The organism is Proteus vulgaris (genome assembly GCF_016647575.1).
GTDB classification, from domain to species: domain Bacteria; phylum Pseudomonadota; class Gammaproteobacteria; order Enterobacterales; family Enterobacteriaceae; genus Proteus; species Proteus mirabilis_B.
Window position 1 is genome coordinate 2,632,011 of the sequence record NZ_CP032663.1, and the last position, 16,271, is coordinate 2,648,281.

13 protein-coding genes are annotated in these 16,271 nt (G+C 41.2%); 2 read left to right on the forward strand and 11 right to left on the reverse strand.

Annotation, left to right across the window (positions count from 1 at the left end; translation table 11 throughout):
* Positions 1–178 precede the first annotated feature (178 nt).
* Entirely contained in the window at positions 179–1,390 is a 1,212-nt protein-coding gene (locus D7029_RS12300; protein WP_194950816.1) for an alpha-xenorhabdolysin family binary toxin subunit A, read from the forward strand.
* A 15-nt stretch (positions 1,391–1,405) separates the two neighbouring features.
* Positions 1,406–2,452: an alpha-xenorhabdolysin family binary toxin subunit B gene (locus D7029_RS12305; RefSeq protein WP_194950817.1), complete on the forward strand. Its 1,047-nt coding sequence runs from the start codon at positions 1,406–1,408 to the stop codon at positions 2,450–2,452.
* Between the two features lie 60 nt (positions 2,453–2,512).
* Here the strand turns inward: D7029_RS12305 and nuoN are convergent, their stop codons facing one another.
* From nuoN to nuoC, 11 genes are read right to left on the reverse strand one after another with little or no spacing between them, the layout of a single operon-like run.
* A complete protein-coding gene (gene nuoN / locus D7029_RS12310) occupies positions 2,513–3,982 on the reverse strand; it encodes an NADH-quinone oxidoreductase subunit NuoN (RefSeq protein ID WP_109401836.1) in 1,470 nt (489 codons plus the stop codon).
* Between the two features lie 6 nt (positions 3,983–3,988).
* A complete protein-coding gene (gene nuoM, locus D7029_RS12315) occupies positions 3,989–5,518 on the reverse strand; it encodes an NADH-quinone oxidoreductase subunit M (protein WP_194950818.1) in 1,530 nt (509 codons plus the stop codon).
* 19 nt (positions 5,519–5,537) lie between these two features.
* Positions 5,538–7,373: an NADH-quinone oxidoreductase subunit L gene (gene nuoL / locus D7029_RS12320; protein WP_165122930.1), complete on the reverse strand. Its 1,836-nt coding sequence runs from the start codon at positions 7,371–7,373 to the stop codon at positions 5,538–5,540.
* Entirely contained in the window at positions 7,370–7,672 is a 303-nt protein-coding gene (gene nuoK / locus D7029_RS12325) for an NADH-quinone oxidoreductase subunit NuoK (protein WP_023581731.1), read from the reverse strand. The genes nuoL and nuoK overlap by 4 nt, the downstream gene beginning before the upstream one ends.
* On the reverse strand, positions 7,669–8,202 hold the full coding sequence (nuoJ, locus tag D7029_RS12330; protein ID WP_194950819.1) for an NADH-quinone oxidoreductase subunit J: 534 nt from the start codon (positions 8,200–8,202) through the stop codon (positions 7,669–7,671). The genes nuoK and nuoJ overlap by 4 nt, the downstream gene beginning before the upstream one ends.
* 12 nt (positions 8,203–8,214) lie before the next feature.
* Complete coding sequence (gene nuoI / locus D7029_RS12335) at positions 8,215–8,757, reverse strand: NADH-quinone oxidoreductase subunit NuoI (protein ID WP_006533299.1); 543 nt, start codon at positions 8,755–8,757, stop codon at positions 8,215–8,217.
* Positions 8,758–8,771: 14 nt separating this feature from the next.
* Positions 8,772–9,749, reverse strand: a complete 978-nt coding sequence (gene nuoH / locus D7029_RS12340; RefSeq protein WP_194950820.1) for an NADH-quinone oxidoreductase subunit NuoH — start codon at positions 9,747–9,749, stop codon at positions 8,772–8,774.
* A complete protein-coding gene (nuoG, locus tag D7029_RS12345) occupies positions 9,749–12,481 on the reverse strand; it encodes an NADH-quinone oxidoreductase subunit NuoG (protein WP_194950821.1) in 2,733 nt (910 codons plus the stop codon). Before nuoG ends, nuoH begins: the two co-directional genes overlap by 1 nt.
* Before the next feature lie 53 nt (positions 12,482–12,534).
* Positions 12,535–13,899 (reverse strand): NADH-quinone oxidoreductase subunit NuoF, encoded by a 1,365-nt coding sequence (nuoF, locus tag D7029_RS12350; protein ID WP_088495125.1) that lies wholly within the window; start codon positions 13,897–13,899, stop codon positions 12,535–12,537.
* Entirely contained in the window at positions 13,896–14,441 is a 546-nt protein-coding gene (gene nuoE, locus D7029_RS12355; protein ID WP_006533305.1) for an NADH-quinone oxidoreductase subunit NuoE, read from the reverse strand. Before nuoE ends, nuoF begins: the two co-directional genes overlap by 4 nt.
* Before the next feature lie 2 nt (positions 14,442–14,443).
* Positions 14,444–16,240 (reverse strand): NADH-quinone oxidoreductase subunit C/D, encoded by a 1,797-nt coding sequence (gene nuoC, locus D7029_RS12360; protein ID WP_088495124.1) that lies wholly within the window; start codon positions 16,238–16,240, stop codon positions 14,444–14,446.
* Positions 16,241–16,271: the final 31 nt, after the last annotated feature.

Genomic DNA, 16,271 nt, shown 5'->3' on the forward strand with positions numbered 1-16,271 from the left:
ATTATACGTCTCTATACAAATTATCAAAGGGTTGATTAATTATAACCTTTGTCATTTATCAAAGTTTTGTATTTTTCATGTTACAAAGTAGATGCATTAATCTAAAAACTTAAATCGTGAACCAATCATTTAAGGCTGAACTGTATAGACGAAAAACATTATACATAAGAGGGGTTATATGGATACAACCATCTTTGAACAAGTAGATAAATTTATCGAAGCGCCCGATGTTCCTAAAGTTGCACTCGGTTTAATATTAGGAATAGATATCGAAAATGGTCGATTACCGGGTATTGTGACTTCTCCTGATTTAATTAAGATAAAAACTTATATTAATAAAGCACTTTTACTTCCTTACAAATTAGATGATGTAATAGATTTTATTGGTTACAACCAAATAAGCATACAACAACTTTCACCCGAAAATATTTTATCTCTTTTTATCAAAATGCGAGAGCATGCACTCGAATGGAATAAGATAGAATATTCAATAAAACAGCAAGCCATTGATTTGGAAATTATTGGTAGAGAAATTACTTCTACAGGTGAAAATATTATTTCCTTTATTAATCAAATGCCGTTACTTACTAAAATATCAACAACCATGCATGATCTTTCTGAGCAAGAGTTAATCAACATCAAATATACTTCTCAAGATAAACAAGTTTCTATTCAACTTATTCATATATTGGAAAGTATGAAAGAAGATATTGAAATTGAGCGAGAAAAAACACTTAAACTCAAAGAGAGTTTATCCACATTCAGAAGTAAAATCATGGGAGGAAAAGATAGTCAAAATATTGCTCATCACTCTATCTATCACGAAATTATTAATAAAAAAAGACTCATAAATGAATTTTATAATAAAAATAATGTGTTATTAAGTGACGAACGTGATTTACTGATTGAAGATATATCAATACTCAGAGAAGAATATAAAAATTATGTTGCGCTTGCTTTTACAGGACTTGCTGCAGGCATTATCGGCGTTATTATTACAGGTGGAATTTTTGGTGCGAAAGCTGAAAATATTCGTAAAAAAAGAAATCAATTGATCGATAAAGTAAAAAAACTTAATAAAGAGATAGATATTTATACCAATCTATCACTACATTTAAATTCACTTTATATTGAGCTGGAAGAAATAGAACAGCTTATTGAAGATACAAATATGGCACTAGAGCATATTGAGTATGTTTGGCAAGCCATATTAACAGAGATAGAAGCATCAATTAATAATTTCAATAAAATAAACAATGCATTAGAGCTTATTAAATTTAGTATTTATTTAGAAAAAATCATCTCACCTTGGTATATGGTCATTGGTTATTCAAAAGAGATCTTATTCTCTTTCGATAGTGCTCTCTCTTCTTTTTACTCCTCAAATTAACAAAAGGAAATTGTTATGAATAATAATGAAACTCTCATCATTTCAGAAATATCTTTTGAACATAATAAACTCTTTCATGCATATAGAAACATTCTTCATTTAAGTAATAATAAATGTTATATGAATAATGATTTTGACAATGAGCTAACCTTATTTTTAGAGAAAAATAATAAAAATATTGAGAGTATTATTTATTTTTCTCTAGTATTAAAAAGTCGATTAAGACAAAAATTACTCAATGATATATTTAAAACCATTAATGAAATTGATGAAGAGATAAAAAAAGAAACTCTTGATGTAGAGTTAAAATTAAAACTGGAAGTAGAAAAAAAAGAGATCATAGATATATATCTAAACGAGATAAACGAAACAAGCACTCTAATTAGTGAACATAATTTATTTCTATCAACTGAAATAAAGCAACTTAAAAAGCAGTTTATCACTCATAAGGTCACTCCCTTTATTATTGATAAAAAGAATTTAATTAATGAATTAACAAAAAGCATTTCAACTTTAGAGATAGATTCAGAAAAAACAAAACAAGACCTGAATATTATTCGAGAGAGTGAAGATATCTTAAATAAAAGACATTTTTTCGATCTTTTCAAAGGTTCTATTCCGTCAAAATCAGAAATTGAAGGACTTAACATTGAACCTAAAGAGAAAAACCTGCTATCTTCATTGATAGAAATACTTAATAATTTATTTTCAACTTTAAGTCATGGTTTTTCTTATACTAAAATCGTTGAAACGCGTCACCAGTTAACGGCAAATTACCTAGAACAAATTAAACAACTCAACCAATTAAGAAACAAAAAACAAAATGCCCTATTTGTTCTAAAACATTACTATAAACTAATTGATATCGACTATTACCTAAGAGTGTTTATTGAACAACTAGAACAATTAAATAAATATTGGAATAATATTAATTTACAGTTTTACGAGTTAAAAAATAATATTTTATTAACAGAAGATATTATTATTCCTCTATTTTTATTCTTAGATGATTTTTCTTTATATTACGATACGTCAGAAAAGCTAAACAGCAATACACCCTAACTAAAAAAACGGCTCTGTATTACAGAGCCGTTTTATTATCTTATTATCTTATAATGTCGATTAATTTACTGCTGGAGCAATAATCGCAAAATTAGTTAATTCAATAAGTGGTTGTGGCCACACACCTAATGCGATAACAACAATTGCACAGATTAGCGCAACAAATGTCGCCATATTTTGTGATGTTGTTGAAATTGCAGGAGTGTTGTCATTGTCTGGTTTGCGTAAAAAGACAATAGCCGCAGCACGTAGATAGTAGAATAAGCCAATCGCACTACCTAACACAACCATGCCAGTTAACCACCACAAGCTTGAGCTGATACCTGCAATGATGACATACAGTTTACCAATAAAGCCTAATGTAATTGGTACACCTGCCAGTGATAACATCATCAGTGACATCACCACAGCAACCACAGGACGACGCCAGAATAATCCTCGGTAATCTTCCAGTGAATCCATTTCGCTTTCACGATAAGGACTAGAAGCAACTGCAATAGCACCAAACGCCCCTAAGCTTGCAAACAAGTAACCCGCTAAATAAATTTCAGCTGTTTCTTGTGCTAATACAGGGCTGTATTGCAATACAATTAATGCCACTAGCAGATAACCAAGGTGCGATACTGAAGAGTAACCCAGTAAGCGCTTCACGCTCTTTTGCGTTAATGCCATGATGTTACCAAACAAGATAGAGGCAATTGCCATGAAACCTAAGATCATTCGTAAGGTTTCACTATCTGCTGCGGGTGCTTCAAGGAATAAACGCATAACAACAGCAAAAATACCAATCTTACTTGCTGTCGCTAAGAATGCGCCTGTTGGTGCTGGCGCGCCTTGGTAAACATCGGGTGTCCACAGTTGGAATGGGAATAAAGATAATTTAAATCCAATCCCCACTAACATCATACCTAAACCTGCAAGTACTAATGGTTTATGGATATTGCTATCACTTAAACTTTGTCCCATTGCGGTAAAGGAGAGGTTTCCTGCTTCTGCATAGAGAAGTGCCATACCAAACAGTAAGAAAGAAGATGCTGCTGCCGAAAGCAGCATATATTTAATACCTGCTTCCAGTGATGGGCGTTGTTGGAATGCATAACCGATAAGACCAAACAGTGGCAATGTCAGTAATTCAATACCAATAAACATTGATGCGAAGTGGTGAGCGGAAGAGAGTAAGATCCCCCCAATAACCGCAATCGCAATCAGCAAATAAAACTCTTCTTTGTTATCTTGATAGCCTTCTAACCAAGGATAAGCAAAAGCAATAGTTCCAATACCAGAAAGGATCACTAGCGCGGTAAAGAAGCTAGAGTATCCATCAACATGGTAAAGCGTGGTAACGTCCACTACGCCTAATGCATTAACGTAATAGAGTGATCCCAGCGCAATGATGAAACCTGTTGCTGTCAAAGTGGCAATAGTAAAATGATCGCGTCGCCACGCAATGGACAGCATCACAACCACCACCGTCAATCCGACGATCAATAGCGGTAGCATTGCGATCAATTGTTCAGGAGTTATTGTCATGGCGAATTACGGCCTTACTGTTGAAATAGAAGCGGAATACCAAGTCTGGAGATTTTCCATCGCTGATATTGATGTGTCTAATACTGGTTGAGGGAAGAAGCCCAAGATAACCAGTAAAACAACCAATGTGATCAGGATAAAGAACTCTCTCAGATCTAACCCTTTATAGGTTCTTTCAGCTGTTTTCGGTGAACCATAGTAAGCTTGTTGCATCATCCACAATGCGTAGGCAGAAGCAAAAACTAAACCAAAGACCGAAATAATCGTGATCAGCTTAAAGTGACCATAAGTACCAAACAGGATCATAAACTCACCAACGAAGTTACCTGTTCCTGGCATACCTAAAGAGGCAACCGCAAAGAACAATGAAAACGCTGGTAAGAAACGGATGCTTTTCCACAATCCACCCATTTGGTTCATATCACGCGTACCTAAACGCTCATACAGCATGCCACACATGATAAAGAGACCTGCTGCTGACAAACCATTGGTGATCATTTGAATAATCGCACCTTGGTAAGCCAATACAGAGCCGGCATAAATCGCAATTACGATAAAGCCCATGTGAGAAATACTACTGTAAGCCGCAAGACGTTTAATATCTGTCTGACGAAATGCCAGTAATGCTGCATAAAATACAGTAATTAAACCTAACCACATCGCCACAGGTGCCAGCAACGCTGACGCTTCTGGGAAGAGCGGTAAGTTAAAACGTAATAGGCCGTAAGCTGCTGTTTTTAGCAAAATACCTGATAAGTCAACAGAGCCTGCTGTTGGTGCTTCTGCGTGAGCATCTGCTAACCAGCCATGTACAGGAACAATTGGCATTTTCACTGCAAATGCAGCGAAGAAACCTAACATCAGGATAAATTGTAGTTCAGAGCTTAAAACCGTATGTGCTTGTAATAAGGTATCGTAGTTAAACGTCCAAATACCTGTTTCACGGTAGAAAGCCACCGCAAGACCGATAATGGCCAGCAACATTAACAGGCCACTTGCCTGTGTATAGATAAAGAATTTTGTTGCCGCACTAACGTGTTTTTTATCGCTACTTCCTTTGTGTCCCCATAAAGAAATTAGGAAATACATTGGGATCAACATCATTTCCCAGAAGAAGAAGAATAAGAACAGGTCAGTCGCTAAGAATACACCCATTACACCTGCTAAGATCCACAGCAGGTTAAAATGGAAAGCACCTTGTGATGGCTGATTTTCACTCCACGATGAAAGTACCGCTAAGATACCTAAAATCGCAGTTAATACAGTCATCAGTAATGACATACCATCAAGTGCAAATTGGATATTAATCCCTAAAGCAGGGATCCACGGCACAAAGTAATACTCTGTCCAGCGTGGTGCTCCATCAGCACTAAGTAGTTGATAATCGCCCTGCAACCAAAGTTGCACAGAAATAACGAGTGTTAATCCCATCGTCAGCAACGCAACCCAGCGAGGGACTTGCGAGCCGATTCGTTCAGCCTGCCAACTTAGCAGGCCACCGATGAAGGGAATAAGTATTAGCCAGGGTAATAACATGGCGCAATGTGTCCCTTAATTAAACCAGAAGCAGCAGAGCGATGACCAGCACTGCACCTAAACCGAGAGAAGCCGCATACCAACGTGCTAATCCATTCTCACTGAAACTTAATCCTTTATTGGTACCTTTAAGCAGGCAACCAAATAAATTAAAGAATTGGTTAACAGGATCATTCTGGATAAGCCACGCCGCCCCTTTATAAGGTTTGACAAACAGCACTTCATACAGCGCATCGAATCCCCAAGCATGGAACCACCATGTTGAGAAGAAACGGCCTGTGCGAGTATTGGCAACCTTAGAAACACATTGACGCTGTTTTAGGTATAACCATGCTGCAATGGCAACGCCTACTATCGCTACCACACCAGAAAGAATTTCTAACACATATTTACCATCGTGCGATGCGTTTCCTTCAGGGAAAACAGCACCTAACGGTTGAGTAATTAACGCACCGATAAATGTTGATAACAGTGCTAATACCGCTAATGGGAAAGTATGAGTAAACCCTTTAACTTGGTGTGCTTCGGTTTTGGTTTCACCATGGAATACGATGAAAATCAAACGGAAGGTATAAAGTGACGTAAATAACGCGCCAACTAAACCTGCAAGCATTAAGTTAAAATGCCCGTTTGAATACGCACCCCATAAGATTTCATCTTTACTGAAGAACCCCGCTGTTAACAGCGGTAATGCCGCTAATGCGCCACCACCAATTAGGAAACAGGCATAAACAAATGGGATCTTCTTACGTAATCCGCCCATCTTAAAGATATTCTGCTCGTGGTGGCAGGCAACAATCACCGAACCTGCTGATAAGAACAGTAATGCTTTAAAGAAAGCGTGAGTCATTAAGTGGAAAATTGCCGCATCCCATGCTTGAGCGCCTAAAGCCAAAAACATATAACCAATTTGGCTCATGGTTGAATAAGCAAGAATACGTTTGATATCTGTTTGTACTAAAGCTGCAAAGCCCGCTAACACTAATGTGACTGCACCGATAATGCCGACCAATTCCAGTACTTCTGGTGCCATTAAGAATAGCGCATTGCTACGTGCGACTAAGTACACACCCGCCGTGACCATGGTTGCGGCGTGAATTAATGCAGATACAGGTGTTGGACCTGCCATTGCATCGGCTAACCAAGTTTGTAATGGAAGCTGTGCTGATTTACCTACTGCACCGCCTAATACCATTAACATTGCCCAGTTAATGACACTTGAACCCACTGCTAATTGCTCAGGAGCAAGTACTGCCATTTCACGGAAGCTCAATGTACCTAATTGGTCAAACAGGATAAACATACCGATAGCTAAGAACACATCACCGATACGCGTTACGATAAACGCTTTCATCGCAGCTGCGCCATTGGCAGGATTGCTATAATAGAAACCAATTAACAGGTAACTACATAAACCAACCCCTTCCCAACCCATATACATCAGCATCATATTATCAGCCAGTACTAAGACGACCATACTTGCGATAAATAAGTTGGTATAAGCAAAGAAGCGAGAATACCCTTCTTCGCCACGCATATACCAAGATGCATACATATGAATAAGAAAGCCAACGCCAGTGATAACACCCAGCATTGTTAATGAAAGACCATCAAGAACCAGTGTAAACGGAATATTGAAATTCCCTGCTGACATCCAGTTCCATAAAGTCAGAACATAAGTTTCTTGCCCGTTAGCAAAGAAATCCATACCAGCCCAAAATGCAACAAGGGCAGATAAACCAACAGAACCTGTACCAATCCATGCTGATACGTTTTCAGACCAACGACCACGTGAGAAAGCAAGCAGTAAGAATCCCAGCAGTGGTAGCAGAATGGTTAAATAGAGTATATTCATCCGCGCATCTCACTGACTGTATCGATATTGATATTTTGGCGATGTCTATGAAGCTGTAACAACAATGCCAGACCAATACTTGCCTCTGCCGCTGCCAAGCTGATTGCCAGAATATACATTATCTGACCATCCGTTTGACCCCAAAAGCTACCACCGACAACAAATGCCAGCGCAGCCGCATTAATCATAATTTCTAGTCCGATCAACATAAACAACAGGTTGCGGCGAAGTACTAAGCAGGTAAAACCTAACACAAACAGTACCGCAGCCAAGATCAAACCATGTTGAAGAGGTATCATTTTTGCTCCCCTGCGTTTTCGTTTTCGACGAGATCGTCATGGCTCTGATCACGACCAATGTGATAAGCAACTATTAACCCAGACAATAGAAGAACAGATGCTAACTCAACAGCCAGAATATAAGGTCCAAATAAGCTAATACCGACCTCTTTCGCGCCAATCACATCTCCAGCAATTTCGCCGTGAGTCACAGTACTGATGGCGTACACTAACACCACAAGTAAAGTGAGAGATAAAAGTGCCGGCCCAATCCAAAACTTCGGTTGTAGCCATTTTTTCTCTTGATCAACGACGGATTTACCTAAGTTGAGCATCATCACCACGAAAACGAACAACACCATAATGGCGCCAGCGTAAACGATGATTTCTAATGCACCAGCAAAATAAGCGCCTAACGAGAAGAAAACCACAGAGAGCGCAATCAATGAAATCACTAAGTACAACAATGCGTGTACTGGATTGGTATGAGTGATAACTCTCAATGTTGCAAGGATGGCAATCAGCCCCGCGATGTAAAATGCAAATTCCATGAATATCGCTCCTTACGGTAACAGGCTTTTGACATCGATAGGTTTAGCTTCATCATCCGCATCACCCTTGTCTTTGCCGTTAATCGCCATACCTGTTTTACGGTAAAAGTTATATTCAGGATATTTGCCGGGTCCAGAAATCAACAGATCGTCTTTTTCATAAACCAGATCCTGACGCTTAAACTCACCCATTTCGAAATCAGGCGTTAATTGCAGTGCCGTTGTTGGGCAAGCTTCTTCACATAAACCGCAGAAGATACAACGAGAAAAGTTGATACGGAAAAATTCCGGATACCAACGACCATCTTCATGTTCTGCTTTCTGTAATGAAATACAGCCTACTGGACAGACTGCTGCACACAAGTTACAAGCAACACAGCGCTCTTCACCATCGGGATCACGCGTCAACACAATACGTCCACGATAACGTGGTGCAACATTGACAGGTTCTTCCGGGTACATCTGTGTTTCGCGTTTGGCGAAGGCATGTAAGCCAATCATCCAAATGCTTCGTACCTGGGTGCCGAAACCAGTCAATAACTCTTTTAAAGTCATGGTTCAATCACCCCTTATTGAGCGTTGTAAAGTATCACTGCAGCAGTTACCAGCAGATTAATAAGCGTTAACGGTAAGCAAATTTTCCAACCGAAAGACATCACTTGGTCGTAACGCGGACGCGGTAACGAGGCACGAATAAGGATAAACATCATCATGAAGAATCCTGTTTTCAGTGCAAACCAAACGAATGACGGTAAGAAAGGACCTTGCCAACCACCAAAGAATAACGTCACGATAAGACCCGATACCGCAACGATACCGATATATTCACCAACAAAGAATAAACCGAATTTCATACCAGAATATTCAATGTGATAACCATCAGCCAGCTCTTGCTCTGCTTCAGGTTGGTCAAATGGGTGACGGTGACAAACAGCAACCCCTGCAATCGCAAACGTAATAAAGCCAAAGAATTGTGGGATGATATTCCACACATTTGCTTGTGAGTTTACGATGTCAGTCAGGTTGAAAGAGCCCGCTTGTGCAACAACACCTAAGATTGAGAGCCCTAAGAACACCTCATAACTTACGGTTTGTGCTGATGCACGCATTGCACCTAACAGTGAATATTTGTTATTACTTGACCAGCCTGCAAATAACACGGCATACACCGCAATACCGGCAACCATCAAGAAGAACAAAATACCGATGTTTAAGTCAGCGACAACCCATGTTGAGCTAACAGGTACAATTGCAAATGACAGCAGTAAAGATGAAAACGCAATCACTGGCGCAATGGTGAAGATAAAGCGGTCAGCAAATTTCGGGATCCAGTCCTCTTTAAAGAACATTTTGATCATATCCGCAATTAGCTGCGCTGAACCTGCATAGCCTACACGGTTAGGCCCATAACGGTTTTGGAATAAACCCAGTAAACGGCGTTCCCCCATACTCATAAAAGCACCACAAGTGACCACGACAAGCAAGATCACGACGGCTTTTAAAACGGTGAGTAAAATCTCTGTAACTTCAGGAGATAACCAGCTCATTATGCAATACCCCGCAGTTGACGAACCGATACACCCACCAGCGATGGAGAAATACCTGCCATACCTAACGGCAAGCCAATTTGACCTTGAGTCAGGTGAGCACTGATTTTCACAGGTAAGGTGAATTCACGGCCTTCGTAAGTAAACATCGCTTGCTGACCTTGAGTTAACGCTAATGCCTGTGCATCAGATTCACTCAATGTTAAATAAGCAGTTTCCATACGAGATTGGATAACTTCAGCGCGTTGTGATAACTCTTCACTACCAAATAAACGGTAGCAAGGTGCGACAGTCCATTGATTTTTCTGTGCATTAAATGGCGCAGGAATATCAGTGAAGTAGCCAAGTGTATTATCACCACATTCGATTAAGCGCACACCCGGATCGCCAAAGCGTAAGCTGCCACCCACTTCTGCTTGGAATTTATTCCATGCTTGAGGTGAGTTCCAACCCGGTGCCCATGCAAATGGAATTTGCTGACGAGGTGCTGTTGGGCTGTTATTACCTTCCATTGAGAACGCAAATGGCGTGTCGATATCTTTTGGTTGACGCTGTTCATGAACAGACACATTTGCCAACATAGAAGTACGACCACTATAACGATGCGGTTCACGAGCCAGTTTCTGTCCACGAATACGGAATGATGCATTCGGTGCAGCATCAACAATGCCAGCAAACTGAGGAAGACTAGTTGCACAATGCTCAATAACACTGTCTAACTGTGTCCAATCCAACGTTCTTTCATGCCATTGAGAATCAACAGCACTCAACCAACGCCAGCTTTCATGCATCACCACTTCTTTGTTATAGAAAGAAGGTTCGAAAACTTGGAAGTAACGCTGTGCTCTGCCCTCTTGACTCACCATGGTTCCATCGCTTTCAGCGAATGAAGAAGCTGGGAGAACAAGATGTGCTTTCGCCATAATGTCTGTTTGCTGGTGGTCGATAACAATAACGTTATCAACTTTAGCAATCGCATCATCAATCACGTCTGCATCGTAATGGCGATATAAATCGTTTTCCATTACAACAACCGTGTTAGCTTGACCACTACGCATCATTTTTAATGCATCATCAAGTGGTTGTGCATTCATCATGGCAAGGCCCATGCTATTTGCATCATCAGCAACGAAAGAAAGCCCTACTTCATTACCTTTTGCTTTTAATGCAAACGCAATGTTAGCAGCTGCTTTGATAACGTCTTCGCTACCTGCATGACTACCACTGATAATTAATGGTTTCTTCGCTTGAGAAAGTGCTTGAACAACCATCTCGATATGTTTATTCAGCGCTTCATCAATGCCATCAACTGCAGGTGCTTCACCGTTAATGTTATTGGCAATCGCAAAACCTAAACGCGCTTGATCAACAACGGGTGCGCGGTAGCTCCATGCAGCAACATCATCAAGGCGGGTTTCATCAACATGAGTGACAAACAGCGGGTATTTTGCACGTTGCCCGATATTCATAATCGCAGCAATTTGCCAGTCAGCTACTTTTTGAGCGGCTGCCATTTCACGCGCTTTACCTTTCACGGCTTGACGTACAGACAATGCCATACGAGCACCGGTTTGTGTTAAATCTTCACCTAACACTAAAACCGCATCGTAATCTTCAATTTCACGTAGAGATGGGGTATGAACGCCACCTTTTTGTAAAATATCTAACATTAATGTCAGTCGTTTTTGCTCTGATGCAGAGATACCGCTATAGAAGTTTTCAGCACCAACAACTTCACGTAATGCAAAGTTACTTTCAATGCTTGCACGCGGGGAACCAATACCTACGATACGCTGGCTTTTCTTCAGCATATCTGCAGCGGCTTGAGTTGCTTGAACAGCATTAATTTCTAACCAGTTACTGCCTAAACGTTTTTTAGGCTGACGAGGTCTGCTTGCTAAATTCACATAACCATAGCCAAAACGACCACGGTCACAGAGGAAATAGCGGTTTACAGTCCCGTTATAACGGTTTTCAATACGACGTAATTCACCATAGCGTTCACCTGGGCTTGTGTTACAACCCATGCTACAACCTTGGCAAATACTTGGTGCAAACTGCATATCCCACTTACGGTTATAACGTGATGAGTGAGTTTTATCAGTGAACACACCTGTTGGACAAATTTCAACCAAGTTACCCGAGAATTCGCTCTCTAATGTGCCATCTTCAACGCGTCCAAAGAATACGTTGTTATGTGCACCAAAGACGCCAAGATCAGTACCATCGGCATAGTCTTTGTAGTAACGAACACAGCGGTAACAAGCAATACAACGGTTCATTTCATGAGAAATAAACGGTCCCAGATCTTGGTTTCTATGTGTACGCTTCGTAAAGCGATAGCGACGCATAGTATGACCTGTCATTACCGTCATATCTTGAAGGTGGCAGTTACCGCCTTCTTCACAAACTGGACAGTCATGAGGATGGTTTGTCATATACCATTCAACAACGCTTTCACGAAATTTCTTCGCTTCTTCGTCGTCAATAGAGATAAACGTGCCATCAGTCGCTGGTGTCATACAAGACATCACTAAACGACCGCGGGTATCCTCAGCATTTTGATACTGCTTCACCGCACACTGGCGGCAAGCGCCAACGCTTCCCAGCGCTGGGTGCCAGCAAAAATAAGGAATATCTAAGCCTAAATTAAGACAGGCTTCTAACAGGTTATCAGCCCCGTTAACTTCATATTCTTTGCCGTCTACATGAATCGTAGCCATAGTCAGCATGCTTCCCAAAGGCCTGCACAGCAGGCGTTAAACCTAGAATGTGTCGTGAAAAATTACCAGCGGCTTTTCAGCAAGTTAGGCTGAATACCTCTGATCAAGTTGGCATTGGTATAATCTTCTTGAATAATGCCTGCCTCAAATTCTTCACGGAAATATTTAATGGCGCTTTGTAAAGGTTCTACTGCACCCGGTGCGTGAGCACAGAATGTGTGTCCCGGACTTAAAGAACGACATAAATGCTCAAGTGTTTCGATATCACCAGGGCGACCTTTACCATTTTCTATCGCACGTAAGATTTCGACACTCCATGGCAAGCCATCACGACAAGGTGTACACCAGCCACAAGATTCACGAGCAAAGAACTCTTCTAAATTACGGGTTAATGAAACCATATTAATTTCATTATCTACCGCCATCGCAAGTGCAGTACCTAAACGGCTACCTGCTTTTGCAATCGTGCCAAAATCCATTGGGAGATCGAGGTGATCTTCCGTTAAGAAGTCAGTACCTGCACCACCCGGTTGCCATGCTTTCAGCTTAAGACCATCACGCATACCGCCTGCGTAATCTTCAAGGATCTCACGCGCTGTTGTACCAAATGGCAATTCCCATAAGCCCGGAAATTTCACGCGCCCCGAGAATCCCATTAATTTAGTACCCGCATCTGGGCTTTTGCCTTCACTTAAGCCGATATACCAATCTTTGCCGTGTTCAATAATCGCTGGCACGTTACACAATGTTTCAACGTTATTGACACAAGTTGGTTTACCCCATGCACCTGATGTTGCAGGGAATGGCGGTTTAGAGCGCGGGTTAGCACGACGACCTTCTAATGAGTTGATTAATGCTGTTTCTTCACCACAAATGTAACGACCTGCACCTGTGTGAACAAACAGTTCAAAATCAATTCCGGAACCAAAGATGTTTTTACCAAGAAAGCCTGCTGCTTTTGCTTCCTCAATGGCGTGGCGTAAATTCTTAGCCGCTTCGATATATTCGCCACGAAGGAAAATATAACCACGGTAAGCTTTCAGTGCGTGAGCGCCGATAATCATCCCTTCAATTAACAGATGTGGAAGTTCTTCCATTAAGAGACGGTCTTTATAAGTACCCGGCTCCATTTCATCTGCGTTACAAAGGATGTAACGGATATTCATGCTTTCATCTTTTGGCATCAGGCTCCATTTCAGGCCTGTTGAGAATCCAGCACCACCACGACCTTTTAGGCCAGCATCTTTAACTTCAGTGGTCACTTCCGTCGGTGACATACCTTTTAATGCTTTTTCTGCCGCTTTATAACCGTTTGTAGCACGGTATTCATCCAACCATACAGGCTGACGATCATCACGTAAGCGCCACGTTAGCGGGTGCGTTTCTGCGCTACGAATAATCGGTTTTGCTCCTGAAATTGCTGTCATGGATACTGCTCCAGTAACGTTTCAATCTCTTCAGGTTTAACAAAGCTGTGAGTATCGTCATCTACCATCATGGTAGGACCTTTATCACAATTACCTAAACAGCAGGTTGGCAGTAACGTAAAGCGACCATCTGGTGTAGTTTGACCAGGAATGATATTAAGGTGCTTTTCAATTGCTGCCTGAATGCCTTGATAACCTGTAATATGACAAACCACGCTGTCACAAAAACGAATAATGTGACGGCCAACGGGTTGACGGAAAATTTGGCTATAGAACGTAGCAACGCCTTCAACATCGCTTGCAGGGATCCCAAGAACATCCGCAATCGCATAAATTGCGCCGTCTTCAACCCAACCGCGGTTCTTTTGCACAATTTTCAGTGCTTCAATAGAGGCTGCACGCGGATCTTCATAGTGATGTTTTTCTTGTTCAATTTCAGCACGTTCTTCTTCAGTTAAAACAAACGTTGCTTTCTTTGAATGCGTGACATCAACGATTTCGATCTGCACTGCATCATCTTTTTGGTTTAATTCATTTTGCATGATTAACGATCCACATCCGACATTACAAAATCAATACTTCCCAGATACACAATCAAGTCAGAAACCAGACTACCGCGGATAACCGCTGGAATTTGTTGCAAGTGAGCAAAGCTTGGCGTACGAATACGCGTGCGGTAGCTCATTGTGCTGCCATCACTGGTTAAGTAATAGCTGTTGATCCCTTTAGTGGCTTCAACCATCTGGAATGATTCATTAGCAGGCATAACCGGGCCCCATGAAACCTGTAAGAAGTGGTTAATCATGGTTTCGATATGCTGTAATGTGCGCTCTTTTGGTGGAGGCGTTGTCAGTGGATGGTCTGCTTTAAATGGCCCTTCTGGCATATTTTTATAGCACTGTTCCAGAATACGTAAGCTTTGGCGTAGTTCTTCTACTTTCAGCATTACGCGGTCATAACAGTCACCATTACTTGCAACAGGGATTTCAAATTCAAAGTTTTCATAACCTGAATATGGACGCCATTTACGGACGTCAAATTCAACACCTGTTGAACGAAGACCTGCACCTGTCACACCCCAATCTAATGCTTCTTTAGCATTATATGAGGCAACACCAATAGTACGACCTTTCAAGATACTGTTTTGCAGTGCTGCTTTTACGTAAGAATCTAGACGTTTTGGCATCCAATCTAAGAATTCACGTAATAAGCGTTCCCAACCGCGAGGTAAGTCATGAGCAACACCACCGATACGGAACCATGCAGGGTGCATACGGAATCCAGTAATCGCTTCAACGATGTTGTAAACTTTCTGACGGTCAGTAAAGGCAAAGAACACTGGTGTCATTGCACCAACGTCTTGGATAAAAGTACTGATATACAGTAAGTGGCTATTAATACGGAATAGCTCTGACAGCATGACACGAATGACTTTAACGCGTTCAGGCACTTCAATACCGGCAAGTTTTTCCACTGCAAGTACATAAGGCATTTCGTTAACGCATCCGCCGAGGTATTCGATTCGGTCTGTGTATGGGATATAGCTGTGCCAAGATTGGCGCTCACCCATTTTTTCAGCACCACGATGGTGATAACCCACATCAGGTACACAGTCGACGATTTCCTCGCCATCAAGCTGAAGAATAATACGGAATGCACCGTGAGATGATGGATGGTTAGGACCGAGGTTTAAGAACATAAAGTCCTCATTCTCAGTACCGCGTTTCATCCCCCACTCTTCAGGTTTGAATGTCAGCGATTCCATTTCCAGATCCTGTTTCTGCTTTGTTAGCACATAAGGATCGAACTCTGTCGCACGAGCAGGATAATCTTTACGCAGTGGGTGACCTTCCCAATCAGGAAGCATCATAATACGGCGTAAATTTGGATGCCCATTAAAGACAATCCCAAACATATCCCAGACTTCACGCTCATACCAATTCGAGTTAGGAAAGATAGATGTGATAGTCGGAACATTAAGATCATTTTCACTTAACGCGACTTTCAGCATGATATCTTTATTACGATCGATTGATATCAGATGATAGAAAACGGAAAAGTCTGCTGCTGGCAAGCCTTGACGATGCGTACGAAGACGCTCATCAAAACCATGCATATCAAACAGCATGACATAAGGTTTTGGTAAAGATTTGAGGTATAGCATTACCTCAATAAGTTGTTCCCGCTTAACCCAAACAACTGGCATGCCAGTACGAGTAGGTTGGAACGTAAACGCATCTGGCCCAAATTTCTGACGCAGTTCATTAACCACCTGATCATCAATATGATCGGTCGTTTCCCACGCTGGCCGAGCGCCTTTTTGCGCTATCTGATCGGTCATTTCTATTCACCACAACTTTGATCAGGGTTAC

Coding starts and splice junctions, on each gene's coding strand:
- D7029_RS12300 (WP_194950816.1), top strand. CDS start 179: ATGGATACAACCATCTTTGAACAAGTAGATAAATTTATCGAAGCGCCC.
- D7029_RS12305 (WP_194950817.1), top strand. CDS start 1,406: ATGAATAATAATGAAACTCTCATCATTTCAGAAATATCTTTTGAACAT.
- nuoN (WP_109401836.1), bottom strand. CDS start 3,982: ATGACAATAACTCCTGAACAATTGATCGCAATGCTACCGCTATTGATC.
- nuoM (WP_194950818.1), bottom strand. CDS start 5,518: ATGTTATTACCCTGGCTAATACTTATTCCCTTCATCGGTGGCCTGCTA.
- nuoL (WP_165122930.1), bottom strand. CDS start 7,373: ATGAATATACTCTATTTAACCATTCTGCTACCACTGCTGGGATTCTTA.
- nuoK (WP_023581731.1), bottom strand. CDS start 7,672: ATGATACCTCTTCAACATGGTTTGATCTTGGCTGCGGTACTGTTTGTG.
- nuoJ (WP_194950819.1), bottom strand. CDS start 8,202: ATGGAATTTGCATTTTACATCGCGGGGCTGATTGCCATCCTTGCAACA.
- nuoI (WP_006533299.1), bottom strand. CDS start 8,757: ATGACTTTAAAAGAGTTATTGACTGGTTTCGGCACCCAGGTACGAAGC.
- nuoH (WP_194950820.1), bottom strand. CDS start 9,749: ATGAGCTGGTTATCTCCTGAAGTTACAGAGATTTTACTCACCGTTTTA.
- nuoG (WP_194950821.1), bottom strand. CDS start 12,481: ATGCTGACTATGGCTACGATTCATGTAGACGGCAAAGAATATGAAGTT.
- nuoF (WP_088495125.1), bottom strand. CDS start 13,899: ATGACAGCAATTTCAGGAGCAAAACCGATTATTCGTAGCGCAGAAACG.
- nuoE (WP_006533305.1), bottom strand. CDS start 14,441: ATGCAAAATGAATTAAACCAAAAAGATGATGCAGTGCAGATCGAAATC.
- nuoC (WP_088495124.1), bottom strand. CDS start 16,240: ATGACCGATCAGATAGCGCAAAAAGGCGCTCGGCCAGCGTGGGAAACG.